The sequence below is a fragment of the Streptomyces sp. JB150 genome, assembly GCF_011193355.1.
GTDB lineage: Bacteria > Actinomycetota > Actinomycetes > Streptomycetales > Streptomycetaceae > Streptomyces.
The window spans coordinates 406,712-432,268 of record NZ_CP049780.1; the positions used below are offsets into that span (position 1 = coordinate 406,712).

At 73.2% G+C, this 25,557-nt stretch carries 26 protein-coding genes and 1 pseudogene; 17 read left to right on the forward strand and 10 right to left on the reverse strand.

Annotation, left to right across the window (positions count from 1 at the left end; translation table 11 throughout):
* Positions 1-49: 49 nt before the first annotated feature.
* Positions 50-796 carry an MBL fold metallo-hydrolase gene (locus G7Z13_RS01870; RefSeq protein ID WP_165995389.1) on the forward strand — a complete coding sequence of 249 codons (747 nt, stop codon included), beginning with the start codon at positions 50-52 and terminating at the stop codon, positions 794-796.
* Between the two features lie 49 nt (positions 797-845).
* Entirely contained in the window at positions 846-2,084 is a 1,239-nt protein-coding gene (locus G7Z13_RS01875; protein WP_165995391.1) for a DUF4032 domain-containing protein, read from the forward strand.
* On the opposite strand, the gene G7Z13_RS01880 is transcribed toward G7Z13_RS01875, so the two are convergent.
* Entirely contained in the window at positions 2,085-2,954 is an 870-nt protein-coding gene (locus tag G7Z13_RS01880; RefSeq protein ID WP_165995393.1) for a universal stress protein, read from the reverse strand. It lies immediately after the preceding gene.
* Between the two features lie 84 nt (positions 2,955-3,038).
* Here G7Z13_RS01880 and G7Z13_RS01885 point away from each other — a divergent pair, with 84 nt between their 5' ends.
* The 5 genes from G7Z13_RS01885 (at position 3,039) to G7Z13_RS01905 (ending at position 8,879) form a co-directional block, all read left to right on the forward strand.
* Positions 3,039-3,392 (forward strand): VOC family protein, encoded by a 354-nt coding sequence (locus G7Z13_RS01885; protein ID WP_165995394.1) that lies wholly within the window; start codon positions 3,039-3,041, stop codon positions 3,390-3,392.
* A gap of 139 nt (positions 3,393-3,531) precedes the next feature.
* On the forward strand, positions 3,532-5,208 hold the full coding sequence (locus G7Z13_RS01890) for an FAD-dependent oxidoreductase (RefSeq protein ID WP_165995396.1): 1,677 nt from the start codon (positions 3,532-3,534) through the stop codon (positions 5,206-5,208).
* Positions 5,209-5,219: 11 nt separating this feature from the next.
* Positions 5,220-6,674 carry an ATP-binding protein gene (locus tag G7Z13_RS01895; protein ID WP_206313195.1) on the forward strand — a complete coding sequence of 485 codons (1,455 nt, stop codon included), beginning with the start codon at positions 5,220-5,222 and terminating at the stop codon, positions 6,672-6,674.
* On the forward strand, positions 6,671-7,021 hold the full coding sequence (locus G7Z13_RS01900; RefSeq protein WP_165995400.1) for a UBP-type zinc finger domain-containing protein: 351 nt from the start codon (positions 6,671-6,673) through the stop codon (positions 7,019-7,021). Before G7Z13_RS01895 ends, G7Z13_RS01900 begins: the two co-directional genes overlap by 4 nt.
* Positions 7,022-7,172: 151 nt before the next feature.
* Positions 7,173-8,879: a serine/threonine-protein kinase gene (locus G7Z13_RS01905; RefSeq protein ID WP_165995402.1), complete on the forward strand. Its 1,707-nt coding sequence runs from the start codon at positions 7,173-7,175 to the stop codon at positions 8,877-8,879.
* 6 nt (positions 8,880-8,885) lie between these two features.
* Here the strand turns inward: G7Z13_RS01905 and G7Z13_RS01910 are convergent, their stop codons facing one another.
* The gene (locus G7Z13_RS01910) at positions 8,886-10,337 is read right to left on the reverse strand and encodes a serine hydrolase domain-containing protein (RefSeq protein ID WP_165995404.1); all 1,452 of its coding nucleotides are present in this window, start codon (positions 10,335-10,337) and stop codon (positions 8,886-8,888) included.
* 162 nt (positions 10,338-10,499) lie between these two features.
* Here G7Z13_RS01910 and G7Z13_RS01915 point away from each other — a divergent pair, with 162 nt between their 5' ends.
* A complete protein-coding gene (locus tag G7Z13_RS01915; protein ID WP_165995406.1) occupies positions 10,500-11,471 on the forward strand; it encodes an LLM class F420-dependent oxidoreductase in 972 nt (323 codons plus the stop codon).
* A 97-nt stretch (positions 11,472-11,568) separates the two neighbouring features.
* Positions 11,569-11,994: an SsgA family sporulation/cell division regulator gene (locus tag G7Z13_RS01920; protein WP_165995407.1), complete on the forward strand. Its 426-nt coding sequence runs from the start codon at positions 11,569-11,571 to the stop codon at positions 11,992-11,994.
* Positions 11,995-12,162: 168 nt separating this feature from the next.
* On the opposite strand, the gene G7Z13_RS01925 is transcribed toward G7Z13_RS01920, so the two are convergent.
* The 3 genes from G7Z13_RS01925 to G7Z13_RS01935 all read right to left on the reverse strand — a co-directional run bounded on the left by G7Z13_RS01925 (position 12,163) and on the right by G7Z13_RS01935 (position 15,026).
* A complete protein-coding gene (locus tag G7Z13_RS01925) occupies positions 12,163-12,588 on the reverse strand; it encodes a DUF6328 family protein (protein ID WP_240926451.1) in 426 nt (141 codons plus the stop codon).
* Between the two features lie 227 nt (positions 12,589-12,815).
* Positions 12,816-13,799: an aldo/keto reductase gene (locus G7Z13_RS01930; RefSeq protein WP_165995412.1), complete on the reverse strand. Its 984-nt coding sequence runs from the start codon at positions 13,797-13,799 to the stop codon at positions 12,816-12,818.
* 12 nt (positions 13,800-13,811) lie between these two features.
* Positions 13,812-15,026 carry an FAD-dependent monooxygenase gene (locus G7Z13_RS01935; protein WP_206313196.1) on the reverse strand — a complete coding sequence of 405 codons (1,215 nt, stop codon included), beginning with the start codon at positions 15,024-15,026 and terminating at the stop codon, positions 13,812-13,814.
* A gap of 323 nt (positions 15,027-15,349) precedes the next feature.
* Between G7Z13_RS01935 and G7Z13_RS01940 the strand changes: the two genes are divergently transcribed.
* The 3 genes from G7Z13_RS01940 to G7Z13_RS01950 all read left to right on the forward strand — a co-directional run bounded on the left by G7Z13_RS01940 (position 15,350) and on the right by G7Z13_RS01950 (position 17,189).
* Positions 15,350-15,763, forward strand: coding sequence for a tyrosinase cofactor (locus G7Z13_RS01940; protein WP_165995416.1), 414 nt, complete (start codon positions 15,350-15,352; stop codon positions 15,761-15,763).
* A gap of 34 nt (positions 15,764-15,797) precedes the next feature.
* Positions 15,798-16,628, forward strand: a complete 831-nt coding sequence (locus tag G7Z13_RS01945; protein WP_165995418.1) for a tyrosinase family protein — start codon at positions 15,798-15,800, stop codon at positions 16,626-16,628.
* A gap of 111 nt (positions 16,629-16,739) precedes the next feature.
* Positions 16,740-17,189 (forward strand): SRPBCC family protein, encoded by a 450-nt coding sequence (locus G7Z13_RS01950; RefSeq protein WP_165995420.1) that lies wholly within the window; start codon positions 16,740-16,742, stop codon positions 17,187-17,189.
* A gap of 69 nt (positions 17,190-17,258) precedes the next feature.
* On the opposite strand, the gene G7Z13_RS01955 is transcribed toward G7Z13_RS01950, so the two are convergent.
* Together G7Z13_RS01955 and G7Z13_RS01960 are read right to left on the reverse strand one after the other, a co-directional pair.
* A complete protein-coding gene (locus tag G7Z13_RS01955; RefSeq protein ID WP_165995422.1) occupies positions 17,259-17,957 on the reverse strand; it encodes a ribonuclease H in 699 nt (232 codons plus the stop codon).
* A gap of 38 nt (positions 17,958-17,995) precedes the next feature.
* Positions 17,996-18,799 (reverse strand): VOC family protein, encoded by an 804-nt coding sequence (locus G7Z13_RS01960; RefSeq protein ID WP_165995424.1) that lies wholly within the window; start codon positions 18,797-18,799, stop codon positions 17,996-17,998.
* 228 nt (positions 18,800-19,027) lie between these two features.
* On the opposite strand from G7Z13_RS01960, the pseudogene G7Z13_RS01965 reads away from it, so the two are divergent.
* Positions 19,028-19,942 (forward strand): annotated as a pseudogene (locus G7Z13_RS01965) (SGNH/GDSL hydrolase family protein).
* Positions 19,943-19,946: 4 nt separating this feature from the next.
* On the opposite strand, the gene G7Z13_RS01970 reads toward G7Z13_RS01965, so the two are convergent.
* Entirely contained in the window at positions 19,947-20,429 is a 483-nt protein-coding gene (locus G7Z13_RS01970; protein WP_165995426.1) for a VOC family protein, read from the reverse strand.
* 127 nt (positions 20,430-20,556) lie between these two features.
* On the opposite strand from G7Z13_RS01970, the gene G7Z13_RS01975 reads away from it, so the two are divergent.
* From G7Z13_RS01975 to G7Z13_RS01985, 3 genes are all read left to right on the forward strand, one after another.
* Positions 20,557-21,759, forward strand: a complete 1,203-nt coding sequence (locus G7Z13_RS01975) for an epoxide hydrolase (protein ID WP_165995429.1) — start codon at positions 20,557-20,559, stop codon at positions 21,757-21,759.
* A 136-nt stretch (positions 21,760-21,895) separates the two neighbouring features.
* Entirely contained in the window at positions 21,896-22,534 is a 639-nt protein-coding gene (locus G7Z13_RS01980; RefSeq protein WP_165995431.1) for an ATP-dependent Clp protease proteolytic subunit, read from the forward strand.
* 2 nt (positions 22,535-22,536) lie between these two features.
* Positions 22,537-23,139, forward strand: coding sequence for an ATP-dependent Clp protease proteolytic subunit (locus G7Z13_RS01985; RefSeq protein WP_165995433.1), 603 nt, complete (start codon positions 22,537-22,539; stop codon positions 23,137-23,139).
* Between the two features lie 22 nt (positions 23,140-23,161).
* Here G7Z13_RS01985 and G7Z13_RS01990 read toward each other — a convergent pair whose 3' ends face one another.
* Positions 23,162-23,563, reverse strand: a complete 402-nt coding sequence (locus G7Z13_RS01990; RefSeq protein WP_165995435.1) for a helix-turn-helix transcriptional regulator — start codon at positions 23,561-23,563, stop codon at positions 23,162-23,164.
* Positions 23,564-23,927: 364 nt separating this feature from the next.
* On the opposite strand from G7Z13_RS01990, the gene G7Z13_RS01995 reads away from it, so the two are divergent.
* The gene (locus G7Z13_RS01995; protein WP_166004526.1) at positions 23,928-24,824 is read left to right on the forward strand and encodes an RNA polymerase sigma factor SigF; all 897 of its coding nucleotides are present in this window, start codon (positions 23,928-23,930) and stop codon (positions 24,822-24,824) included.
* 170 nt (positions 24,825-24,994) lie between these two features.
* Here G7Z13_RS01995 and G7Z13_RS02000 read toward each other — a convergent pair whose 3' ends face one another.
* On the reverse strand, positions 24,995-25,450 hold the full coding sequence (locus tag G7Z13_RS02000) for an ATP-binding protein (protein ID WP_165995437.1): 456 nt from the start codon (positions 25,448-25,450) through the stop codon (positions 24,995-24,997).
* Positions 25,451-25,557 lie beyond the last annotated feature (107 nt).

Genomic DNA, 25,557 nt, shown 5'->3' on the forward strand with positions numbered 1-25,557 from the left:
CTGCTTTGCTGTCCGTGTCGGGGGCGGAACTCACCACTGCGGGACGAAGATGCGGGTTGATGTGCGGCACGTCGCGGACGGCGCCTACCTGGTGCACGGAAGCAACACCAACTGGGTGATCCTGACGGCAGGGGACGCGGTCACCCTGGTCGACACGGGCTATCCCGGGGACCGGCAGCTGGTCCTCGACTCCCTCGCGGCGGTGGGGAGTTCACCGGAGGCGGTCGCGGCCGTGCTCGTCACCCACGCCCACAACGACCACCTGGGGTCGGCGGAGTTCCTGCGCGCGACGTACGGCACGCCGGTCCGTCTCCATGAGGCCGAAGTGCCGCACGCGCGCCGGGAGTTCCTGCACCAGGTGTCGATCGGGCGGGTGCTGCGCAACGGCTGGCGGCCGGGCGTGCTGCCCTGGGCGGTGCACGCGCTGCGCTCCGGCGGCACCGCGCGCCTGCCCGTCGCCGCGCCCGAGGCGCTCCCGGCGGCGGGTCCGCTGGACCTGCCGGGCCGCCCGGTGCCGGTGCACACCCCCGGCCACACCCTGGGCCACTGCGCCTACCACCTGCCGGACACCGGTGTGCTCATCACCGGCGACGCCCTGGTCACCGGCCACCCCACGAGCCGCGCGCAGGGACCGCAGCTGCTGCCGGACATGTTCCACCACGAGCGCGCCCGCGCGGTGGCCTCGCTGGACGTGCTCGCCGGGCTGGACGCGGACGTCCTGCTGCCCGGGCACGGGCCCGTCCACCGCGGTCCGGTAGGGGACGCCGCGCGGCACGCGGCGGAACGGGCCGCTTGAGGCCGGGCGGGCCGGCCATAGCCCGCACTCGCGCCGTTAAGGTCGGGCCATGGCTTTGCACATCAGCGCCACCAACCCGGAGCACCCCGCGCTCCTGCTCGAACTGCCCTGGCAGCTCCCGCTGGAGGAGTGGCCGCAGGAATACCTGGTCCCGCTGCCGCGCGGCATCTCGCGGCACGTGGTGCGGTACGCGCGCGCGGGCGCCGAGGTGGTCGCCGTGAAGGAGCTGGCCGAGCGGCCCGCGCTGCGGGAGTACGGGCTGCTGCGCGACCTGGACCGGCTCGGCATCCCGGCGGTGGACGCCCTCGCGGTGGTCACCGGGCGCACGAACGCTGACGGCGAGCCGCTGGAGCCGGTGCTCATCACCCGGCACCTGGGCGGTTCGATGCCGTACCGCTCGATGTTCGAGACGACCATGCGGCCCGCGACCATGCACCGGCTGATGGACGCCCTCGCGGTGCTGCTGGTGCGGCTGCACCTGGCCGGGTTCGCGTGGGGCGACTGCTCGCTGTCGAACACCCTGTTCCGGCGGGACGCGGGCGCCTACGCCGCCTACCTGGTGGACGCCGAGACCGGCGAGCTGCACCCCCGGCTCAGCGACGGGCAGCGCGACTACGACCTGGACCTCGCCCGGGTCAACATCAGCGGCGAGCTGCTGGACCTGGAGGCGTCCGGGGCGCTGCACCCTTCCGTCGACCCGATCGCCTTCGGCACCGAGATCTGCGCCCGCTACCAGGGGCTCTGGAAGGAGCTGACCCGCACCTCCGTCTACCCGGCGGGCAAGTACCACTACATCGAGCGCCGGATACGCCGGCTCAACGACCTCGGTTTCGACGTGGCGGAGATGCAGATCGACCACTCCTCCAACGGCGACACCGTCACCTTCGTGCCGAAGGTCGTCGACGCCGGCCACCACCAGCGGCAGCTGCTGCGGCTGACCGGCCTGGACACCGAGGAGAACCAGGCGCGGCGGCTGCTCAGCGACCTGGAGTCCTGGATGGCCACCCAGGACGACTACGCCCCGGGTGACCCCCTGGCGGCCCGCCCGGAGGTGCTGGCGCACCGCTGGGTGCGCGAGGTGTTCCGGCCCACCGTCCGCGCGGTGCCGCCGGAGCTGCGCGGCGGCATGGACCCGGCCGAGATCTACCACCAGCTGCTGGAACACCGCTGGTACCTCTCGGAGCGGGCCCAGCACGACATCGGTCTCGACACGGCCGTGCAGGACTACGTCGAGAACATCCTGCCGCGCGCCCGCGAGACGCTGCAGAGCCCGCCGCCCGCCGAGTGATCAGGCGGGCGGTACGACGGCCACCGGGCACGGCGCGTGGTGCAGCACCCCGTGCGCGACGGACCCGATCCGCGCGCCCACGGCGGTCCGCCGGGCACGGCGCCCGACGACCACCAGCTGGGCCCGCGCGGACACGTCCAGCAGCACCTGCCCCGCGCTGCCCATCTCCACGTGCTCCACCACCGGGACCTGCGGGAATCGCTCCCGCCACGGCTGCAGCGCCTCGCTCAGCGCCTTCTGCTCGTACGGCTCCGGGCCGCCGGCCTCGTCGAGGAGCTTCAGCGAGGCCGGGCTGTAGGCGAACACCGGCGGCAGCGTCCAGGCCCGCACCGCGCGCAGGGCCGCCCCGCGCGCCGCCGCCGTCTCGAACGCGAACCGCAGGGCTGCGGCGCCGTCCTCGGGGCCGCCCTCGTGGCCGACGACGATCTGCCGGCCCTCCGCCTCGTCCGAGGCGCGGTTCCCGGAGCGGACCAGCACGACGGGAGCGGCGGTCTCGGCGATCACCTGCTGTCCGACCGAGCCGAGCAGGAAGCCGAGGACGCGGCCGTGCCCGCGTGAGCCGAGCACCAGCAGCTCCGCCTCCGCCGCGGCCGCGGCCAGCGCCTCGACGGCGTCGTCCTCCATCACCGCGGTCGTCACGTCCAGGCCGGGGTGCCGCTCGGTGACCTCCCGCACGGAACCCTCCAGCGCCTCGCGCACCCAGCGGCCCTGGGTCTCCCGGTCGCCGTCCACGGTCTCGTGCTGCGCGAACCGCCAGGCGTGCACCACCCTCAGGTCCCGTCCGCGCCGGACGGCCTCCCGGGCCGCCCAGGCCAGCGCCGCGTGGCTCTCCTCGGTTCCGTCCACCCCTGCGGTGATCGGCCGCGTCATCCCACTGCCTCCTCTTCCTCGCCCGACCTGCCCGTCGACTCCGTCCGTCCGGCGATCACCGTCAGTCTTCCCTACGCTGCCCGCATGAGCCTCGTCTGGGAGCAAGTCGTCGTCGACGCCTCCGATCCGGTCGCCCTGGGCCGCTGGTGGGCCGACGCCCTCGGCTGGACGGTGGTCGGCGACGCCCCCGACGAGTACGAGATCCGCCCCGCGCCGGAGCGGCTGCCGGGGCTGGTCTTCGTTCCGGTCCCCGAGGCCAAGTCGGGCAAGAACCGCCTGCACCTCGACTTCCGCCCCGACGACCAGCGGGCCGAGGTCGAGCGCCTGCTCGCGCTCGGCGCCCGGCCCGCGGACGTGGGGCAGGGCGAACAGCCGTGGGTGGTGCTCGCGGACCCGGAGGGCAACGAGTTCTGCGTCCTGGGCTCCCGCCCGGCCTGACCGCGTCCCGCGGCCGCGCGACCGTGCCCTTCGCATACCTGAGCGAACCGCGACCATCGAACATACGATGGCGGGAGCCGGCGCGGCGACGAGCGAGCCACCGCGGCGGGATGTCCGACCGCTCTGGGGTGGGAGACGTATGGCACAGGCCGCCGACACGGCGCGGACCGTCATTCTGACCGTGGACGACGATCCGGGGGTCTCGCGCGCCGTCGCCCGCGATCTGAGACGGCGCTACGGGGCGTCGTACCGGATCGTACGGGCCGAGTCCGGCGAGTCCGCGCTGGAGGCGCTGCGCGAGCTGAAGCTGCGCGGCGACCTGGTGGCGGTGGTCCTGGCCGACTACCGGATGCCGCGGATGAACGGCATCGAGTTCCTGGAGCAGGCCCTGGACGTGTATCCGGGGGCGCGGCGGGTGCTGCTGACCGCGTACGCGGACACCAACGCGGCGATCGACGCGATCAACGTCGTCGACCTCGACCACTATCTGCTCAAGCCGTGGGACCCGCCCGAGGAGAAGCTGTACCCGGTCATCGACGACCTGCTCCAGGCGTGGCGGGCCGGCGACCACCGGCCGGTGCCCAGCACCAAGGTGGTCGGGCACCGCTGGTCGGCGCGCTCGTCGGACGTACGGGAGTTCCTGGCCCGCAACCAGGTGCCGTACCGCTGGTACTCGTCCGACGAGCCGGAGGGGCGGCGGCTGCTGGCCGCCGCCGGGGAGGACGGCACCCGGCTGCCCCTGGTGGTCACCCCGGACGGGACACCGCTGGTCGAGCCTGAGGCGCCGGAGCTGGCCGCGCGGGTGGGGCTCGCGACCACACCGGCCGCCGAGTTCTACGACCTGGTGGTCGTCGGTGGCGGCCCGGCCGGGCTCGGGGCGGCGGTGTACGGCGCCTCGGAGGGGCTGCGCACGGTGCTGGTGGAGCGTTCGGCGACCGGCGGGCAGGCCGGGCAGAGCTCCCGCATCGAGAACTATCTCGGTTTCCCCGACGGCGTGTCGGGCGCGCAGCTCACCGACCGGGCGCGGCGGCAGGCGGCCAAGTTCGGCGCGGAGATCCTGACCGCGCGCGAGGTGACGGGCCTGGAGGTCAGCGGGTCCGCGCGGGTCGTACGGTTCTCCGACGGCTCGGCGGTCGCCGCGCACAGCGTGATCCTGGCGACCGGTGTGTCGTACCGGCAGCTCGACGCGCCGGGCCTGGCCGAGCTGACCGGGTGCGGGGTGTTCTACGGGTCGGCGCTGACCGAGGCGGCCGGCTGCCAGGGCCAGGACGTGTACATCGTGGGCGGCGCCAACTCCGCCGGGCAGGCGGCCATGTACCTGGCGCGGGGCGCCAAGTCGGTGACGCTGCTGGTGCGCGGGGAGTCGCTGGCCGCGTCCATGTCGCACTACCTGATCCAGCAGATCGAGCAGGCGCCGAACATCTCGGTGCGCTGCGGCACGATGGTGGAGGCCGCGCACGGCTCCGGCCATCTGGAGGCGCTGACGCTGCGGGACACCGCGACCGGGCGGAGCGAACGGGTCGACGCGCAGTGGCTGTTCGTGTTCATCGGCGCGGCCCCGCTGACGGACTGGCTGGACGGCACCGTGGACCGCGACGGGCAGGGGTTCATCCTCGCCGGGCCCGACCTCACCGCGGACGGGCGGCCGCCGGCGGGCTGGGAGCTGGACCGGGCGCCGTACCACCTGGAGACCAATGTGCCCGGCGTGTTCGTCGCGGGTGACGCGCGCGCGGAGTCCGCGAAGCGGGTCGCGTCCGCCGTCGGAGAGGGAGCCATGGCCGTGATGCTCGTCCACCGCTACCTGGAGCAGTCGTGAGCGGCCGGCCGATGCCGTGCAGCCCGCGGGAGATCGGCTCCCTGTTCCTGTTCGAGGAGCTGAGCCCCGAGCAGCTGGGGCGGCTGTGCGCCGAGGGGCGCGTGGAGCTGTTCGAGCCGGGCCCCGTCTACGCCGAGGGTGAGCCCGCCACCTGCTTCTACGTGATGATCGAGGGCACCGTCGTGCTGTCCCGGCGGGTCGGCGGCGACGACGTCGAGGTCATCCGGTCCTCGCAGCGCGGGGTGTACGCGGGCGCGATGCAAGCCTACATCGGCGACCGGGTCCGGCAGGTCTACAACAACTCGATGCGGGTGACCGAGCCGACGCGTTTCTTCGTGCTGCCCGCCGACACGTTCGCGAGCATCATGCGCGAGTGGTTCCCGATGGCGGTGCATCTGCTGGAGGGCCTGTTCTTCGGGTCGAAGAACACCCAGCGGATGATCGGGCAGCGGGAGCGGCTGCTGGCGCTCGGCTCACTGTCCGCGGGGCTCACCCACGAACTGAACAACCCCGCGGCGGCGGCCGTCCGGGCCACCGAGGCGCTGCGCGAACGGGTGGCGAAGATGCGGCACAAGCTGAGTGTCATCTCGGCGGGGCCGTATCCGCGCGAGGTGCTCGCGCATCTGATCGAGATCCAGCAGCGTACCGCCGAGCGGGTCGGCAAGGCGCCCGCGCTCAGCCCGCTGGAGGCGTCCGACCGCGAGGACGCGATCGCCGACTGGCTGGACGACCACGGCATCCAGGACGGCTGGCGGCTCGCCCCCACGTTCGTGCAGGCCGGGCTCGACCTGGACTGGCTGGACCAGGTCGCGGCGGCCGTCGACGAGCCGGTGCTGCCGGGGGCGATCGGCTGGCTCAACTACACGGTGGAGACCGAGCTGCTGATGGACGAGATCGCGGACGCCACCGCCCGCATCTCGCACCTGGTGGACGCCGCCAAGCAGTACTCGCAGCTGGACCGCGCGCCCTACCGGATCGCCGACGTGCACGAACTCCTCGACAGCACCCTGCTGATGCTGTCCGGGAAGATCGGCGAGCGGATCAAGATCGTCAAGGAGTACGACCGTACGCTCCCGCCGGTCCCCGCCTACCCGGCGGAGCTGAACCAGGTCTGGACGAACCTGATCGACAACGCGGTGTCCGCGATCGACAGCGCCGGCGGCGAGGGGACGCTGACGGTGCGGACCGCGCGCGAGCACGACCGGCTGCTGGTGGAGTTCCGGGACACCGGACCCGGGGTGGCGCCGGAGATCCGCGACCGGATCTTCGACCCGTTCTTCACCACGAAACCGGTCGGCGAGGGCACCGGGCTCGGCCTGGACATCTCCTGGCGGATCGTGGTGAACAAGCACCACGGCAGCCTCCAGGTGGAGTCCGTGCCCGGGGACACCCGCTTCCAGGTGCTCCTGCCGCTCACCGTCACGGGGGACGAGACGACCCCCGAACCCTTGGAGGAGACCGCATGACCGAGCAGAACGGCATCGACCCGAGCGTGCCGCCGAGCGGCACCGGGTGCGCGGAGTGCGAGGCCGACGGCGGCTGGTGGTTCCATCTGCGGCGCTGCGCCCGGTGCGGGCACGTGGGCTGCTGCGACTCGTCGCCCGCGAAGCACGCCACGGCCCACTTCAAGGCCACCGGTCATCCGCTGGTGCGAAGTTACGAGCCCGGCGAGGAGTGGTTCTGGGACTTCGCCACCGAGACCCTGTACGACTCCGGTCCGGCGCTCGCGCCGCCCGTCAGCCACCCCGCCGACCAGCCGGCGCCGGGGCCGGCGGGCAGGGTGCCGCGGGATTGGGCGAAGGCGCTGGGCTAGGGGGTGTCGTTCGGATCAGGTTCTGGCGAGCGCCGGAACTGACTCCGGGTCAAAAGTGTGCCCTCGCCCGCAAAACACGCCCGCGCGTTGAACGCGCCCCGTCGCGCCTCCCGTACCACTGGCAAAGGGTGAGCCGGGCATTCAGCGAGGGATGACCATGGGCGAGGCGTACGTCGGCACGCGACGGTCGGTGGCGGGCAGGTACCGGCTCCTCGGCGTCGTCCACCGCGAGACGAACCGCGTCTGCTGGTACGGGGAGGACGCCGGGACCGGCCGGCCGTGTCTGGTCACCGGGATCGGGCTGCCGCAGGCGCCGGGCGACGACGGGGCGCGCCGGATCGCCGGCCGGGTGATCCGCGGTTCCGGGACGGTGGAGGGGCTGTGCCCCGGACGGGTGGTTCCGGTGCTGGACGCCGTCGTGGAGGACGGTGTCCTGTGGACCGTGTCCGACTGGGTCGGCGGCACCCCGCTCGGTGACCTCCTCTCCGAGCGCGGGCCGTTCCACCATGTGCGGGCGGCGCGGATCGGGCTGGAGCTGCTGGACGTGCTGGACGCGGCGCACGCCGAGGGTGTCACGCACGGCGAGCTGAGCCCCGGCCAGGTCGTCGTGCCGGAGCGGGGCCCGGTGGTGGTCACCGGCTTCGGGCTGGCGGGGGCGACCCTCGCGCCGCGGCTGACGGCACCGTCGTACGCCTCTCCCGAGCAGGCCCGTGACGAGCGCGTCGGCCCGGCGGCCGACCTGTGGGCGCTGGGTGCCGTGCTGTACACCCTGGTCGAGGGGCGTCCGCCGTTTCGCGAGCGGGACCGTCCGGAGGCGACGCTGCGGGGCGTGGACCGGCTGCCGCTGCGCACCCCGGTGCGCGCCGGGCCGCTCGCCCGGGTCGTGCAGGGGCTGCTGCGCAAGGACGCGCGGGAGCGGCTGACCCGGCCGGTGGTCCGCGCGGCCCTGCTGCGGGTGGTGCACGAGGATCCGGGGGCGCCCCTGCCCAGCCCGCCGCAGCCCCGGGTGCGGCGGGCGTACGCGGCCGTCCGTCATGCCGCGCCGGGGTGGAGCTGGCGCACGGTGGCCGCCGGGACGGCCGTGACGGTGGTCACGGTCGCGGTGGCCGTCCTCGTGGCGACGATGAGCCTGCGGGAGGGGGGCCCGGTCGCCTCCGACGCGCCGCCCTCCCGGCCCTCCGCGTCCGCAGCGTCCGGCACGTCCGGCGGTCGTCCCGGTGACTCCGGCGGGTCCGCCACCGGAGAAGAGGAGGCCGGCCCGCGCGAGCCCGGCCCCGCCCGTCCGGACCCGCCCCGTTCCGCGGCCCCCTCGCCGACCCCGCCGCCGGCGCGCACGCCCGCGCCCAGCCCGCCCGGCTTGCCGGGCGTCACCGGACTGCCGGAGGGTTTCCGCACGCACGCCGCCCCCGAGGGTTTCTCCGTGGCCCTCCCCGAGGGCTGGCGTCCGCTGCGCACGAGTCGTGTCCCGGACGTGGGCTACCGCGTCGTGCTCGGCGCGGACGGCGACGACCGTACGCTCGCGGTGACCTACAGCGAGCGGGTCGGCCCGGACCCGGTCGCCGTCTGGCGCGACGACGTGGAGCCCGGGCTGAAGGGCGCCGTGGACGGCTACCGGCGGCTGGGCGCGATCCGGGCGACCAGGTACCAGGGCCGAGAGGCGGCGGACATGGAGTGGGTCGCGGGGGCCGGCGGCTTCCGGGTGCGCACGTTCGGGCGGGGCTTCCTGATCGGCGGCGGCCGGGGCTTCTCGCTGCGCTGGACGGCCCCGGCCGACGGCTTCGGGGCCGCGGAGAACCGGCAGGCGCTGGACACCGCCCTGCGCACGTTCCGCATTCCGCCGGAAGCGACGCACGGCTGACGCACGTCAGGCCGACGGGTGACGGGGAGCGCGCAGGGTGCGCAGCGGGCCGCCGTGCAGGGGCTGGGTGCTCCAGCGGGCGGTGAAGGTGCGGTCGGGGAGCGTGCAGGTGAGCAGCAGGTGGTGCGGTGTCTCCAGGAAGATCACGTCCAGGGCGAGCGTCGCGGGGTCCGTCCAGCCGCCGCTGACGGCCGTGGGGGCGGGTTCCTCGGCGACGGTCCAGCCGGGACCGTCGCCGAGGCGCAGCGCGAGGTCGTGGCCGTCGTCGGTGAGCGTCACCGTCCAGCCGTCCGCCCCGCCGCGCACGGTGACCGCCGACAGGCCGGGCTGGGCGGCGCAGACCCCGCCGGCCGGGACGAACGCGGCGGCGGCCCAGTCCCCGGCCCGCCCCAGGGGAGCGGGCCGGCCCGGCGCCGGGGGCAGCGCGAGGCGGGACAGCCGCTCCCGCAGGGCGGCCTCGGCGGGCTCGTGGCCGGCCGGAGGCGCGGCGCCGAAGGCGGGCAGCAGGTGGTCCCAGACCAGGTTCAGCAGCTGCTGCATCCGCTCGGTCTCGGCGGTCGTCACGACCACCGCGTCGTGCTCGGGCAGGATCAGGCAGAACTGGCCGTAGGCGCCGTCGCCGCGGTAGCCGTGCCGGGACATCCAGAACTGGCAGCCGTAGCCCTGGTCCCAGTCCTGGCGGTCGGTGTCGCCCATGCCGCCGGCGGTCGGGATGTGCGCGCGGCTCGCCTCGGCGACCCAGCCCTCGGGCAGCAGCCGCTCGCCCTCCCACACGCCGTCGCCCAGATACAGCCGGCCGAGCCGGGCGAGCGCGTCCGTCGTGGCGTGCAGCCCGCTGAAGCCGAGTTCGCGGCCGGTGCGGTCGCGCAGCCAGGCGGCCTCGCCGATGCCGAGCGGGTCGAGGAGGCGCGGGCGCAGATAGCCGGTGAGCGGCTGTCCCGTGACGCGCTGGACGATGGCCGCGAGGGTGTAGGTGGTGGGCTGGTTGTAGGCGAAGACGGTGCCGGGGTCGCGGTCGGGCGGCAGCAGCAGGAAGCCGCGGACCAGCTCCTCGGGGTCGAGGGCGCGGGCCGCGTCGAGGGTCTCGGCGAGGTGGCCGCTGGCCATGGTCGCCACGTGCCGCACCCGCATGGCGCGGCTGCGGGGGTCGGTGATGTCGGCGGCGAACTCCGGGAAGTACGAGATCACCGGGGCGTCGAAGTCGAGCAGTCCGTCGGCGGCGGCGAGCGCGGCGGCGGTCGCCGTGAAGCTCTTGCTGAGCGAGTACAGCAGATGGGGGCGGCCGGCGGTGTACGGCGCCCACCAGCCTTCGGCCACGACGTGGCCGTGGCGCAGGATCATCAGGCTGTGCGGCTCGATCCCGGGGGCGGCGTCGAGGGCGTCGAGGAAGGCGAGGACACCGGAGGCGTCGACGCCCTGGGCGGCGGGGGTGCTCGAAGGCAGCGGTCGCGCACTCATGCGCTCATCCTCTCCCCCGCGATCAGCGCGTGGGGAGGGGTACGCCGGACGCCGTTCGCCGCGCCCGCCGCCGGGACGGGGCGCGCGCCCGCCACCGGGACGGGTTGCCCACGGGTCACTCGCGTCCCGTTTTCGCCGCGTGCGGCCGGGGACTCGCTGGTCATGGTGCGAATCGGATACACGATGATGACTGAGCAGGCCGGGCCCCGTGAGCTGGTCGACCATGTGGTGCGGGCCGAGGAGGTCGGCTTCGACTTCTCGGTGACCTCGGACCACTACTTCCCGTGGCTGCGCACGCAGGGTCACTCGCCGTACGCGTGGGCCGTGCTGGGAGCGGCGGCGCAGGCGACGTCCCGTATCCCGCTCATGACGTACGTGACCTGCCCGACCTTCCGCTATCACCCGGCGGTGGTGGCGCAGAAGGCGGCGACCCTGCAGCTGCTGTCCGAGGGCCGGTTCCGGCTGGGTCTGGGCTCGGGCGAGAACCTGAACGAGCACGTGGTGGGCGGCGGCTGGCCTTCGGTGGACGTGCGGCACGAGATGCTGGAGGAGGCCGTCGAGATCATCCGGGCCCTCTTCGAGGGCGGGCACGTCACGCGGCGCGGTCAGCACTTCGACGTGGAGTCGGCGCGGCTGTGGGACCTGCCCGACGTGCCGCCGCCGATCGGCATCGCCGTCTCCGGTGACCGCTCCTGTGCGCTGGCGGGGCGGTTGGCGGACCTGGTCATCGCCACCGAGCCCAAGCCGGGGCTGCTGGAGGCGTTCGACCGGCACGGCGGTGCGGGCAAGCCGCGGGTGGGCCAGCTGCCGGTGTGCTACGACACCGACCGGGACGCGGCGATCAAGCGGGCGCACGCCCAGTTCCGCTGGTTCGGCAACGGCTGGAAGGTGAACTCCGAGCTGCCGCACCCCGACTCCTTCGAGTCGGCCACGCAGTTCGTCACCCCCGACGACGTGGCGGAATCCATCCCGTGCGGCGACGACCCGGAGGTCTTCGTGGAGGCCGTACGCCCGTACGCCGAGGCCGGATTCACCGAGATCGCGCTGGTGCAGATCGGCGGCGAGTCGCAGCCGGAGTTCCTGGACTGGTCGGCGAAGACCCTGCTGCCGGCGCTGCACGACGCCCTCGGCTGAGACCGCCGGGCCGGACGAATCACCCGGAGGGCGGAGCATCTTGTGCGTGGAGCGGGTACTGGAAGGCTTTACGTCCGTTCTCCCCGGAGGCCTTGTGGTGAACTCCTTCGTGCACAGGACCCTGGTCGTCCAGCTCCAGGCCGGCACCGCGGACCGCTTCCCGGTCCTCGCCCATCTGGGCTACGACGCCGAGGATCCGTACGCCGTCACCGCGGTGTTCAGCCATGACGGCCGGGTGCTCGCCCGGTGGCGGCTGGACCGCGAGATGCTCGCCGACGGACTGCGCCGGCCGGTCGGTCTCGGCGACGTCCGGATGCGGCCGGTGGCGACGGGCCACTGGGAGGAGCTGCGGCTGGACTTCTTCGGCGACCCGCGCTCCGGCGGCGGGCAGCATCACGCGGCCGTCTTCGCCTGGGCACCGGCGGTCACGGCCTTCCTGCGCGACACCTACGCCGTGGTGCCGCCCGGCCGGGAGCGGGTGCGGGTGGACGACTTCCTGGCCGAGGTCATCGCGGAGAGCTGAAGGTCGTCGCGGGAAGCGAGAGCCGCGGTGAACCGAGGGTCACCGCGGCGGGCTCGGTGGAAAAAGGGACCGGCGGCGGGTCCGGGACGCGTGGGCGTTCCGGACCCGCCGCCGGCTCGTGAGGGCGTCAAGGCAGGAGCGGCGCTCGGCGCGCGCCGGTGCCTCCGTTCAGCGGCTGGTGTGCCGGTGCCGGGTCCACAGCGGTATCCCGAACCAGCACAGCAGGTACCACATCAGTACACCGGTGACCAGCCACGGCACGAAGTCGTCGTGGGTCGCCACCCGCAGGATGAGCAGCAGCGACGCGGTGGTGGTGGCGAGCAGCAGGACCAGCCCGACGAGGGTCATGCGGGACGCCCAGCTGACCGCCTGCGGTTTGATCCGGCGGCCGGAGACCAGCCGGTGCAGGGACACCGGTCCGATCAGGGCACCGGTCGCGGCGGCGCCGAGGACGACCGTGACGATGTAGATCGTGCGGTCGGTGTCCGCGAGCTCGCGGTACGTCGGGGTGAAGACCACCGTCAGCAGGAAGCCGAACAGGATCTGCACGCCCATCTGGGCGACGCGCACCTCCTGGATCAGCTCGACCCACATCCGGTCGGCTCTCTCCTCCTCGGTCTCGTTGCGCCCCCTGGGCCTGTTCTCGGTGCCCCTCGCACTGTCCGCGCTGTCCTTCGCGGTGCCCTGCGCGCTGTCCTTCGCCCTGTCTTCGGCGGCCGTCACGACGCTGCCTCCCCGGTGGAAACGACCTGGTGTTTCCCCTCCGGGTTCCCCCTCGGCGGCGGAACTGTCCTGGCCGAGGGGGTCGGGTGAGCAGAGCGTTACCAGCGGCCCTCGACCTGGTCCGCGATCCGCCGGTCGTAGAGGTCGCGGATCGCCTCCAGCGTGGCGTCGGACAGCGGCGGCAGCGTGGCGGCGGCCGTGTTGGCGCGGGCCTGCTCCGGTGAGCGGGCGCCGGGGATCACCGTGGTCACGCCGGGCTGCTGGGCGATCCAGCGCAGCGCCAGCTGGGCGGGGGTGTACCCGTCGGGCGCGAGGGCGGAGAACTCGGCGGCGGCCTCCACGCCGGTGGCGAAGTCGACGCCGGAGAAGGTCTCGCCCTGGTCGAAGGACTCGCCGTGCCGGTTGTAGGTGCGGTGGTCGTTCTCCGGGAACACCGTGTCCTTGGTGTACTTGCCGGACAGCAGGCCGGAGGCGAGCGGCACCCGGGCGATGATGCCCACGCCGGCCTCCCGCGCGGCGGGGAGGACCTCGCGCAGCGGCTTCATGCGGAACGGGTTGAGGATGATCTGCACGCTGACCACGTTCTGCCGGGCGATGGCGGTCAGTGCCTCCTCGCAGGTCTCGACGCTGACGCCGTAGGCGGCGATCCGCTCCTCGGCGACCAGGGTGTCGAGCGCGTCGTACACCTCGTCGGAGGAGTAGACGGGGGTCGGCGGGCAGTGCAGCTGGACCAGGTCCACGCGGTCGACGCCGAGGTTGCGCCGGGAGCGGTCGTTCCAGGCGCGGAAGTTGTCCAGGACGTAGTTCTCGGGGATCTGGTCGACCCGGCGGCCCATCTTGGTCGCGACGAGGACGTGCAGATCGGGCCGGCCGCGCAGGAACGCGGCGATGGTCTGCTCGCTGCGGCCGTCGCCGTACACGTCGGCGGTGTCGAAGAAGGTGACGCCCGACTCCGCGGCCGCCTCCAGCACCGCGAGGGCTTCCTTGTCGTCGACGTCGCCCCAGTCGGCGCCCAGCTGCCAGGTCCCGAGGCCGATGACGGACGCCCGCTGACCCCATCGTTCGAATACACGCTCTTCCATGGCGTCAGTGTGTCACCCGTCCCTGCCGGTCAGGCTGCGGGTGTGCGCGACGCGGGCGAGTCTCGGGCCGAACCAGCGCTTGAACCGGCGCAGCGGCTCCAGGCTGCCGGCCGCCCGGTCGAGGCGGTAGTACAGCCGGGGCGGGACGTGCGGGAGCAGGGGCGAGTGGCGCTGGCCGAGCAGGGCGAACATCTGCTCGGGCGGCAGGCGGAGGTAGCGGGGCAGGTTCTCGTACCACCGGGCGCTGTAGCGGGCGGCGCTCTGCGCGGGCAGCAGGGCCGCCTTGCGCCGGTGTTCGTAGCGGGCGAGGGCCTCGGGCAGGGTGGGCGCCTCGCGCAGGGCGCCGGCCAGGGCGATGGCGTCCTCGAGGGCGAGGGTGGTGCCGGCGCCGATGGAGTAGTGGGTGGTGTGCGCGGCGTCGCCGACGAGGACGAGGTTGCCGCGGTGCCAGGTGCGGTTGGTGAGGGTGCGGAAGGTCAGCCATGGGGCGCTGCCGTCGCCGCGGGAGCGGCCGATGAGGCGGTGCCCGTCGAGGACGCCGGCGAACAGCTTCTCCAGCAGGACCAGGCCCTCGGCCTCGTCCGCCCGGTCCAGTCCGAGGCCGGTCCAGGTCTCGGGGGCGCACTCGACGACGCAGGTGGAGCGGTCGGCGCCGTAGCCGTAGCCGTAGCACCAGATCCAGCCGTGGCGGGTCTCGGTGAAGCCGAAGGTGAAGGCGTCGAAGACCTTGGTGGTGCCGAGCCAGATGTAGGGGTTGTGGCCCGCGGTCACCTCGGTGCCGAAGTGGTCGGCGTGGCGGGTGCGCAGCGCGCTGCGGACGCCGTCGGCGGCCACCACGAGGTCGGCGTCGGGCAGCCGGCCGGGGGTGATCTCGTGGTCGTACTCCAGGCGGACGCCGACGGAGCGGGCGCGGGCGGCGAGGATCTCCAGCAGGCGGTGGCGGCCGATGCCGAAGCCCTGGTCGCCGGTGTGCCGGACGGTGTGGTCGCCGATGTGGGCGACGCCGTCGGTCCAGCGGACGGACGCCTCGTCGAGGGCGCGTGCCGACTCGGGGTCGTGCCGGTGGAGCCGGTCGAGCAGGCCGTGCCAGTAGGTCACGCCCCACCCGTAGGTGGAGCCCTCCGGGTTGCGCTCGTGGACGGTGATCTCGTGGGAGGGGTCCTGGAGCTTGAGCAGGATCGACAGATACAGGCCGGCGGGCCCGCCGCCGACGCAGGCGACCTTCACACGCACCTCTGGTAACTACCTGTTGCGGTCATGGGGCAACGCAGAGTAGCAGCCGCCGGGCGGCGGTTTGCGTCAGCTTTCCCGCGTGAGTCGCGCCACTGCGGGGGCCGGGACGGGGCAAGTTACCTCGCGAAACAGGGGCCCTGCGGAAGGAATTGCCCGTTCCGACCACACCGGACGATCTTCACCGGCAAGATCAACTTGGTTCAACACTGTACGACATGTGGGTAATTGTCCGGATCGCAGCCAACCGTTCGCCGGGGTGCCGGGCGGCCCGATAGGCATGCGGAGTCATCCGACCCACCGCATCCCTGGAGGTCCGCATGCCGGAACTCAGCCGTCGCAGCGCCCTCGGCGCGGCCGCCGCCCTCGCCGCGGCAGCCGGTACCCAGGCGCTCGCCGCCCCGCCCGCCGACGCCGCCGCACACGCCCATGAGGCCCCGGGCCGCTCCCCCGCGCCCGCCGCGCCCGCCGCGCCTGCCACCCCCGCCTCCTTCGACGAGGTCTACAAGGGCCGCCGGATACAGGGCCGGCCGGCCGGCGGCCATCATCAGCACCACGGCGGCGGCTACGCCGTGTTCATCGACGGCGTGGAGCTGCATGTGATGCGCAACGCCGACGGCAGCTGGATCAGCGTCGTCAGCCACTACGACCCGGTGCCAAGCCCGCGGGCCGCCGCGCGGGCCGCGGTCGACGAACTCCAGGGCGCGCGGCTGCTGCCGTTCCCCGCCAACTGATCCGCCCCCGCAACGCCGTTTGGAGCACGCGCACATGACCGTCCGCAAGAACCAGGCCACCCTGACCGCCGACGAGAAGCGACGGTTCGTCGCCGCCGTCCTGGAACTCAAGCGCAGCGGCCGCTACGACGAGTTCGTCACCACCCACAACGCCTTCATCGTCGGCGACACCGACAACGGCGAACGCACCGGCCACCGTTCCCCCTCGTTCCTGCCCTGGCACCGCAGATTCCTGCTGGAGTTCGAACGGGCCCTGCAATCGATGGACGCCTCGGTCGCGCTGCCGTACTGGGACTGGTCCGCCGACCGCACCACGCGGTCCTCGCTGTGGGCGCCCAACTTCATGGGCGGCACCGGGCGCAGCCTGGACGGCCGGGTGATGGACGGCCCGTTCGCGGCGTCGACCGGCAACTGGCCGGTCACGGTGCGCGTCGACGGGCGTACGTATCTGCGGCGGGCGCTCGGCGTCGCCGTGCGGGAACTGCCGACGCGGGCGGAGGTGGAGTCGGTGCTCGCCATGGCGACGTACGACATGGCGCCGTGGAACAGCGGCTCGGACGGGTTCCGCAACCATCTGGAGGGCTGGCGCGGCGTCAATCTGCACAACCGCGTGCACGTGTGGGTGGGCGGGCAGATGGCCACCGGGGTGTCGCCCAACGACCCGGTGTTCTGGCTGCACCACGCCTACATCGACAAGCTGTGGACCGAGTGGCAGCGCCGCCACCCCGACGCGGGCTATCTGCCCGCCGCCGGGACGCCGCACGTGGTGGACCTGAACGAGACGATGAAGCCGTGGAACGACACCACCCCGGCCGCTCTCCTGGACCACACGCCGCACTACACCTTCGACACCGACTCCGACTGACCACCGGACGCCCGGTCACTCCGCGTGCATCCCCGCGCCGGTCACGGGTACCCGCCCCCGAGCCGTACGACGAACGACGAACGACGAACGACGAAAGGGAGTGACCGCGGCATGTCGCAGGTCGAGGAATCCATCGAGGTCGCCGTCCCGGTGCGCACCGCGTACAACCAGTGGACGCAGTTCGAGACCTTCCCCGAGTTCATGAGCGGCGTGGAGCGCGTCGAGCAGCGCACCGACACGCTCACCCACTGGGTGACGAAGGTCGACGGGGTGCAGCGGGAGTTCGACGCGCGGATCACCGAGCAGGTCCCGGACGAGCGGGTCGCCTGGACGACCGTCGCGGGCGACGCCCGGCAGGCCGGTGTGGTGACCTTCCACCGTCTCGACGACGACCACACCAAGGTGATGCTCCAGATGGAGTTCCAGCCCGAGAGCGCCACCGAGAAGGTCGGTGACAAGCTGGGCTTCGTGAAGCGGCAGACCAAGGGCGACCTGGAGCGCTTCAAGCAGTTCATCGAGAAGCGCGGACAGGAGACCGGGGGCTGGCGCGGCGCGGTCTGACGCGCCCGCGCTCCCGGCGCGGCGTGCCGGTGGTACGCCGCGCCCCGGCCCGCGGTGCCGCCCCCTGCCTCAGCCGACGGGCGCGGTGCGGCACTCCGGGTGGCCCCAGCCCCGGTCGTTTCTGGCGATGGGCTCGCCCGCCGCGTAGGAGCGGCCGCACATGCAGCGACCGGGGAACTTGGCCTTGATGGTGCGCGCCGAGCCGCCGCCGCCCTTGCGAGTCGCCGGGGCGCGGCGGCCGCGCTGTGTCTTGACGGTGGCGTCCGGGGCGGGCGGCGGCTCCGGGGAGCCGAGGGCGCTGCCCGCCGCCTCCTGGACGGAGGCCGCCTGGCTGGCGGCGCGGTCGGCGAAGTCGTTGAGCGGGTCGCCGTCCACCTGGTGGGCGGGGACGTACCGGAACTCGACCGAGCGGCCGTCGAGCAGCTCGTCGATCCGCACGACCAGGTCCTGGTTGGCGACCGGCTTGCCCGCCGAGGTCTTCCAGCCGTTGCGCTTCCAGCCGGGCAGCCAGGTCGTCACGGCCTTCATCGCGTACTGCGAGTCCATGCGGATCTCCAGCGGCACGGCCGGGTCGGTCGCCGCGAGCAGCCGCTCCAGGGCGGTCAGTTCGGCGACGTTGTTGGTGGCCCGGCCGAGCGGGCCCGCTTCCCACCGGGCGGGCGTCTCCGTCTCGTCGGCGACGACCCAGGCCCAGCCCGCCGGCCCGGGGTTTCCCTTCGATGCCCCGTCGCACGCGGCCACCACTCGTTCACGCATGTGTCCGATCATGCCATGGCCCGGCCGGGCGCCGGTCGCCGCCGGTCGCCTCAGGAGACGTCGGTGAGCTGCGGCATCTCCCCCTCGGTGGTCGTGGTGTCGATCACCGAGAATCTCGCGCCCTGCGGGTCGACGAGCGCGGCGAACCGCCCGAAGGGGCTGCTCATCGGCCCGAACCCGAGCTCGGCACCGAGCCGGGTGGCCGTCGCGACCGCCTCGTCGCAGTCGGGGACGCCGAAGTAGACGTTGACGTACGACGGCACCTCGGGCGGGAAGTCGTCGTCGGTCATCCTCATCCGGCCGAGCACCGGGGCACCCCCGGCGTGGTAGACCCGGAAGTCGACGTCGTCGTCCTCCATCCGCTGGGCCGTGTACGGGAAGACGGCCGGGAAGAAGGCGTCGGCCCCCTCGGCGTCCCGGGTGAAGACCTCCGCCCAGCAGTAGGCGCCCGGCGTGCCCATCTCCGCCTGGAACCCCTCGTGGCCGCCCGCCTGCCAGACGCCGAAGACGACGCCGCCGGGGTCGCGGGCCAGGCACATGGTGCCCTGGTCGCCGGCCGGCATCGGGCCCATGACCAGCTCGCCGCCGTTCTCCCTGATCCTTGCGGCGGTGGCGGCGGCGTCCGGGGAGGCGAGGTACAGACACCACTGTGAGCGGCCCTCCTGGCCGGGCACCGGCGGGACGATCGCGGCGACCGCCTTGCCGTCGCGGTACGCCTCGGTGTAGTTGCCGTACTCCGTCCGCGACTCGCCGAAGGTCCAGCCGAGGACGTCGCCGTAGAAGCGCTTGGCCCCCTCCAGGTCGGTGAACATCGCGTCCGCCCAGCAGGGGTGCCCCTCAGGTTTCACGGCCATGATCGCGGCCCTCTTCCGGTTGCGCGGGATGGTCCGGTTCCTCACGCTAGCCACGCACCGGGCGCGCCGCGCGCCGAGCCCGCTCCCGGGCGCCCTGGGGCGCCTGTCGCGACGGCGGTTTCCCGCACCTGCCGATCGCGGCCGGCCGCGTCCGACGCGTGTCTTCCGCCCGCCGCCGGGCTGTGCTTGCCCGGGGAGCCGTGTCGGCGGCGGGGCGGGAGTGACCGGATGCGCGGACGGTGGGCGGCGGGGTGGGCACTGGCCGGTGCGCTGCAGCTGGGCGGATGCGGTGATCCGGTGTCCGGGGCCGCCGCACCACCGGCCGAGCCGTCGTCGCCGAAGGCGTCGGCCACCACGCACCGGAAGGCGTCCGCCGCGCCCGCGCGGCCCCCGGCCGTGCTGTACCTCGGCGACTCGCTGGCGATGGAGAACCAGCGGGTCCTCGGCCAGGAGCTGCGCCGCGACCTGAAGGCCCGCTACACCAGCGCCCCGTACTCCGGCACCACCCTCTGCGACTACCCGGAGGGCACCGGCGAGCGGTCCCTCGTGCCGGACGCGGACAAGGCGGCGGCGCTGGTGCGCTCGGTGCGGCCGGACGTCGTGGTGCTCCAGTTCTGGGGCAACGCCTGGGGCTACACCCCTGCATGGACGGGATCACCTACGACGCCGCGCCGGACCGCTGTCTCCAGCGGTACACCGCCGACGCGCGGCGCCTCGCGGAGCAGATCACGGACGCCGGGGGACCGTCCCCGCCGCGGATCGTGTGGGTGCTCCAGGGACCGGACCCGATCAGCCCGGAGCGGGTGCGGAAGGTGAACGCCGTCTACGCGGAGCGGGCCGCCGCCTCCGGCGGCCTGGTGGCCGACGCGGGCCGCGCCGTCAGCCCCGCCTCCGGGCGCCACACCTGGGTCCGGTTTTTGCCGTGCACCGCCTGGGAGCGGGCGCACCCGGACTACTGCACGAGCCGGGCAGCGGCCGTACCGCCCTGCACCGGGACGACGACCACCTCACTTCTGTCTCGCCCCGACGACGTCCGACCCGAAGCCGTGCCCGGTGCGCTCCCCCGGTGTCCTGCGCATCGCCCGGGTGATCGTCCGAGCGGTCGCCCGGGTGGCCGGCTCGGCGGCCGAGGGCGGCGGCTGAGCCGTCACTCGCCCGCGTACGCCCGCTCCAGGGCGGCGATGTCGAGCTTGCCCATCGACATCATCGCGGCCATCGCGCGCTGTGCCTTCACCGGGTCCGGGTCGCTGACCATCTCCTCGAGCCGGTCCGGGGTGACCTGCCAGGACACGCCGTACTTGTCCTTGAGCCAGCCGCAGGGGCCGGGCTCGCCGCCGTTCTCGGTCAGCTTGGTCCAGTAGTAGTCGACCTCCTCCTGGTTCTCGCAGTGGATGATGAAGGACACCGCCTCGTTGAACGTGAACTCCGGGCCGCCGTTGAGGGCCAGGAACCGCTGGCCGTTGGCCGTGAACTCGACCGTCATCACGGTGCCGGCCGGGCGGGGGGCGCCCTCGGGGTAGCGGGCGACCCTGCCGATGCTGGAGTTCTTGAAGATGGACACGTAGTGGTGGGCGGCTTCCTCGGCCTCGGTGTCGAACCAGAGACAGGTGGTGAATGCGTCGGCGGTCATGGCTACCTCCAGTGCGGGGGCGGAACGCGGTCGTGAGTGTGGACCGCCGCCCGCCGGGAAACTCATCGGCCGCGGCGGAAAAACAATTCGGGTGGCTTCGTCGCCCCAGGCACCTACCATCGCGGGCATGACCACGTCACCGTCCACGGACGCGATCCGCCCCTTCCGCCTCGCCGTTCCCGAGGCCGATCTCGCCGATCTCCACGACCGCCTCGACCGCACCCGCTGGCCGGACCAGCTGCCGGGGGTGGGCTGGTCGTACGGCGTGCCGGCCAGCTATCTGCGGGAGCTGGTGCACCACTGGCGGCACGTGTACGACTGGCGGGCCGCCGAGGCACGGCTGAACGAGTGGCCGCAGTTCACCACCACGATCGACGGGGCGACCGTGCACTTCGCGCACATCCGCTCCCCCGTCCCGGACGCCACCCCGCTGGTCCTCACCCACGGCTGGCCCGGCTCGATCGTCGAATTCCTGGACGTCGTCGGGCCGTTGACCGATCCGGCCGCGCACGGCGGGGACCCGGCGGACGCGTTCCACGTGGTGCTGCCGAGCATTCCCGGCTTCGGGCTGTCCGGGCCCACGGCCGAGCCCGGCTGGGAGGCCGGCCGGGTAGCCGACGCCTGGGCGGAACTGATGAGCCGGCTCGGCTACGAGCGGTTCGGCGCGCAGGGCGGGGACTGGGGCGCGGCCATCTCCCGCGAGCTGGGCCGTGCCCACCCCGACCGGGTGCTCGGCGTCCATCTGAACCTGCTGCCGGGCGCCCAGGCGACCTCGGAGCCGGCCGAGGAGGAGCTGGCGGCCCTCACGCCGGAGGAGCGGGAGCGGACGCTCGCCTCCTGGCGCGGGTGGCAGGCCTGGTCGAGCGAGGGCACCGGGTACGCGGTGCTCCAGGCGACCCGGCCGCAGACCCTGGCGTACGCGCTGACCGACTCGCCCGTGGGACAACTGGCTTGGATCGTGGAGAAGTTCCGGGAGTGGACGGACTCCGAGGAGCTGCCCGAGGAGGCCGTGGACCGGGACCGGCTGCTGACGAACGTGATGCTGTACTGGCTGACGGGCACCGCCGGTTCCTCGGCCCGCATCTACTACGAGCGGGCGCACGCCACCGGCCGCGCCGCCCGGCCCACCGAGCCGTCCACCGCGCCCACCGCCGTGGCCCTCTTCCCGGCCGAACTCCAGCTCCCGCTGCGGCACAAGGCCGACCGCACCGAGAACATCGTGCGCTGGACGGAGCAGCCGCGGGGCGGGCACTTCGCGGCGATGGAGGAGCCGGAGCTGCTGGTGGCGGACGTACGGGCGTTCTTCCGGCAGTTGCGCGAGCGGGGCTGACGAGCGGAGCCGGCGAGCCGGGCCGAGGGCGGGCTCTGCCCGTGGCGAATCTGCGGCGGGCAGAGAAAACGCCTGCGGGCGCCGTGCGCGGCCGAGAGTGGAGTGGACGGCATCCGGGCCACCACGAGGAGAACCGATGACTCCACTCAGCACGCTCACCCCGCGGGCCGAGGAGGGCGACACCCCCGCGACCCGCTTCGACGACCACCTCGCCGCGCAACTGCTCGGGCAGCGGATCGTGCTGCTGGGCACCCAGGTCGACGAGGTCTCCGCGAACCGGGTCTGCAGCCAGCTGCTGATCCTGTCCGCCGAGGACCCGCGCACCGACATCACTCTGCTTATCAACAGCCCCGGCGGCTCGGTGCACGCCGGTCTCGCCGTCTACGACACGATGCGGCTGATCCCCAACGACGTCTCGACGCTCGCGATGGGATTCGCGGCCAGCATGGGGCAGTTCCTGCTCAGCGTCGGCGCGCCCGGCAAGCGGTACGCGCTGCCGAACGCGCGGATCATGATGCACCAGCCGTCGGGCGGCATCGGCGGGACCACGGCGGACATCGAGATCCAGGCGCAGAACCTGGAGTTCACCAAGCGCACCATCGAACGGATCACCGCCGAGCACACCGGGCAGAGCCCGCAGACCATCTCCCGGGACGGGGACCGCGACCGCTGGTTCACGGCCGAGGAGGCCAGGGAGTACGGCATGGTGGATCGGATCGTTGGCTCCTTCACGTCCGTCCTGCCGGCCGCGACGCGTCGACGGACGGGGCTGTAGTCATGGGGAGTTACACGATTCCGCACGTGGTGGAGCGCACCCCGCAGGGCGAGCGGTCGTACGACGTGTTCAGCCGGCTGCTGTCGGAGCGGATCATCTTTCTCGGCACCGAGATCGACGACGGCGTCGCCAACGTCGTCATCGCGCAACTGCTGCACCTGGAGTCGGCGGCGCCGGACACCGAGATCGCGGTGTACATCAACTCGCCGGGCGGCTCGTACACCTCGCTGATGGCGATCTACGACACGATGACGTTCGTGAAGGCGCCGGTCTCCACGTTCTGCGTCGGCCAGGCGGCCTCCACGGCGGCCGTGCTGCTGGCGGGCGGCGACAAGGGGCGGCGGTTCGTGCTGGAGCACGCGCGGGTGCTGCTCGGGCAGCCGGCCTCCGGCGGCCGTCAGGGCACCGCCGCGGATCTGTCGCTGCAGGCGAAGGAGATGGTGCGGATCCGCTCGCAGGTCGAGGAGGTGCTGTCCCGGCACACCGGTCACGACATCGCCACGTTGCGGGCCGACATGGACCGGGACAAGGTGTTCACCGCGCGGGAGGCGGTGGCGTACGGGCTGGCCGACGAGGTGCTGAGCCGGCGCCTCACGACGGGATGAGACGCCGGCCGGACCCGGTGGCTCAGGCGGCCAGGCAGAGTCCGTCGTACGACGAGGTGGTGGTCGTACGGCCCCGACGGGCCGGGCGGGAGGTGACCCGGACCAGCTCCCGCTGAGCCAGCGTCAGCAGGTCGCCCAGGCCGAGGCCGAGCGCGTGGGCGGCGGCCGCGAGCACCTCCGAGGAGGCCTCCTTGCGGCCCCGCTCCACCTCCGACAGGTACGGCATGGAGATCCGGGCCGCGTCGGCGACGTCCTTCAGCGTCCGCTCCTGGGCGAGGCGTTCACGCCGCAGGACGTCCCCGACGAGGTCGCGCCACAGCGGCTCCCTGGGAGCGGGGCGCGGGGCCGGGCCGCGCGGGGCCGGTGCGGTGGCGCGGGGCCGCAGGGGAATGACACGGGCTTCGTTCGGCGCTTGGTTCGTCACCTCTCCAGCCTAGGAGCGGGGCGCCGCACGGGAAGGGCGCGGCGTTCCGCCCTCGGTGGAATCGGGCGAATCGCCCGGCGGTTCCGGGCCGTCCCGCCCGCGCCGCGCACATGGCGCCGGATCCCGCTCTCCCGCTTGGTCCCCCCTTGGTCCCGCTCGGTCCCGCTCGGTCCCGCGGACGCGGTGCACCGCACAGGGCGGAATGGAGGTAGCGTGGCGACTGTTTCGCGCCGCCTTGAAACAAGGAGTGCATGGTCGGCGACAGTCCGGGTACCCGCACGGATGCGTCACCGCGACGCGAGGACACAACTGCAGCATCGTCCGAAGAGGCAGACGTCGCACCATGACTTTCGTGGGAGAGGTAATGGACACCGCCACCGCCACCGCCGTGACCGGGTCTCAGGCACCGCTCGTCGAGGAGAACCGGGCCGGGACGGACCAGGTGCGGGAGCCGGTGGTCGTGGACCCGCGGGCCGTGGCGCCCAGGGACGCCCGGGAGCTGTCCCGCCAGTTCTTCCGCCGGCTGCAGGAGCTCGAGGAGGGCACGCACGAATACCAGTACGCGCGCAACACCCTTATCGAGATGAACATGTCGCTCGTGCGGTTCGCCGCCGGGCGGTTCCGGGGCCGCGGGGACGACATGGAGGACGTCGTCCAGACCGGCATGATCGGCCTGATCAAGGCCATCGACCGGTTCGACCTGTCCCGCGAGGTCGAGTTCACCTCCTTCGCGCTGCCGTACATCGTCGGTGAGATCAAGCGCTTCTTCCGCGACACCACCTGGGCCGTGCACGTCCCGCGACGGCTCCAGGAGCTGCGCGTGGAGCTGGCCAAGGCACGCGAGGAGCTGTCCAGCCGGCTGGACCGCGAGCCCACGGTGGCCGAGCTGGCCACGCTGATGAACCTCTCCGAGGACGAGGTCGTCGAGGCCCAGATCGCGGCCAACGGCTACAACTCCTCGTCCCTGGACGCCGCGCTGACCGGTGACGGGCCGGAGAACGGCGAGGCCGTGCTGGCCGACTTCATCGGCGTCGAGGAGCACGGGCTGCGGCTCGTCGAGGACTTCCAGTCGCTGGCCCCGCTGATGGCCGAGCTGGACGAGCGGGACCGGCGCATCCTGCACATGCGGTTCGTGGAGGAGGCGACCCAGGCCGAGATCGGTGAACAGCTCGGCTGCTCGCAGATGCACGTGTCCCGGCTGCTGAAGCGGATCATCGTGCGGCTGCGCGAGGGCATGCTCGGAGAGCTGGACCGCGTCTGAGCCGCGGGGCCCTGGGACGGGACCGACGGCATCCGGGGCGTGCAACCCGTCGGTCCGTGCGCTCAGGGGCCCCGCTCCGCGGATTCTGCTGCCTCACTGCCTCAGGTCCGCGTACACGACACCGCGTACGACGACACCTTGTACGTGCACCGCACTGCGCGCCCGCGTCGTCACCCGTCTCCGAGTTCCACCTCGGCCCAGACGCGCTTGCCGACCGGGACCCGTTCGACCGCGACGCGCGACGCGAGCGCGTGGACGATCTCCAGGCCGTGCCGGCCGATGCGCTCGGGGTCCCGGGGAAAGCGCCGGGGCAGGGCGTCGCTGCTGTCGTAGACGGAGACCGTGACCACGGCGTCCGTGCCCTCCAGGTCCAGGATGTACGGGCCGTCGCTGTGCCGGTCGGCGTTGGTGACCAGTTCGCTGACCACCAGGAGCACCGCCTCCTGGGTGCGGGCGGTGATGTCGGCGCACCACTCGGTGGCGAGCTGGTTCAGGAACTGCGCGGCGAAGGCACGCGCCTCGGCTATGCACCCGGGCTCGCCCGTGTAGTGCGCCGCCCGCCGGAGCGGTTCCACGGGTACGTCGAAAGCGGAGGGTGCGACCGTCGCGTCCCGGTGCTCGATCATGCGTTCTCTCTCCCAAGCCGGCGTGGCCGGATACTGCTGCACCAGTGCTCGTACCCCGAGCCCGGCGGAGCACTCCAGGGTGCAGTGGGCGTCACACAGGAGCCGCC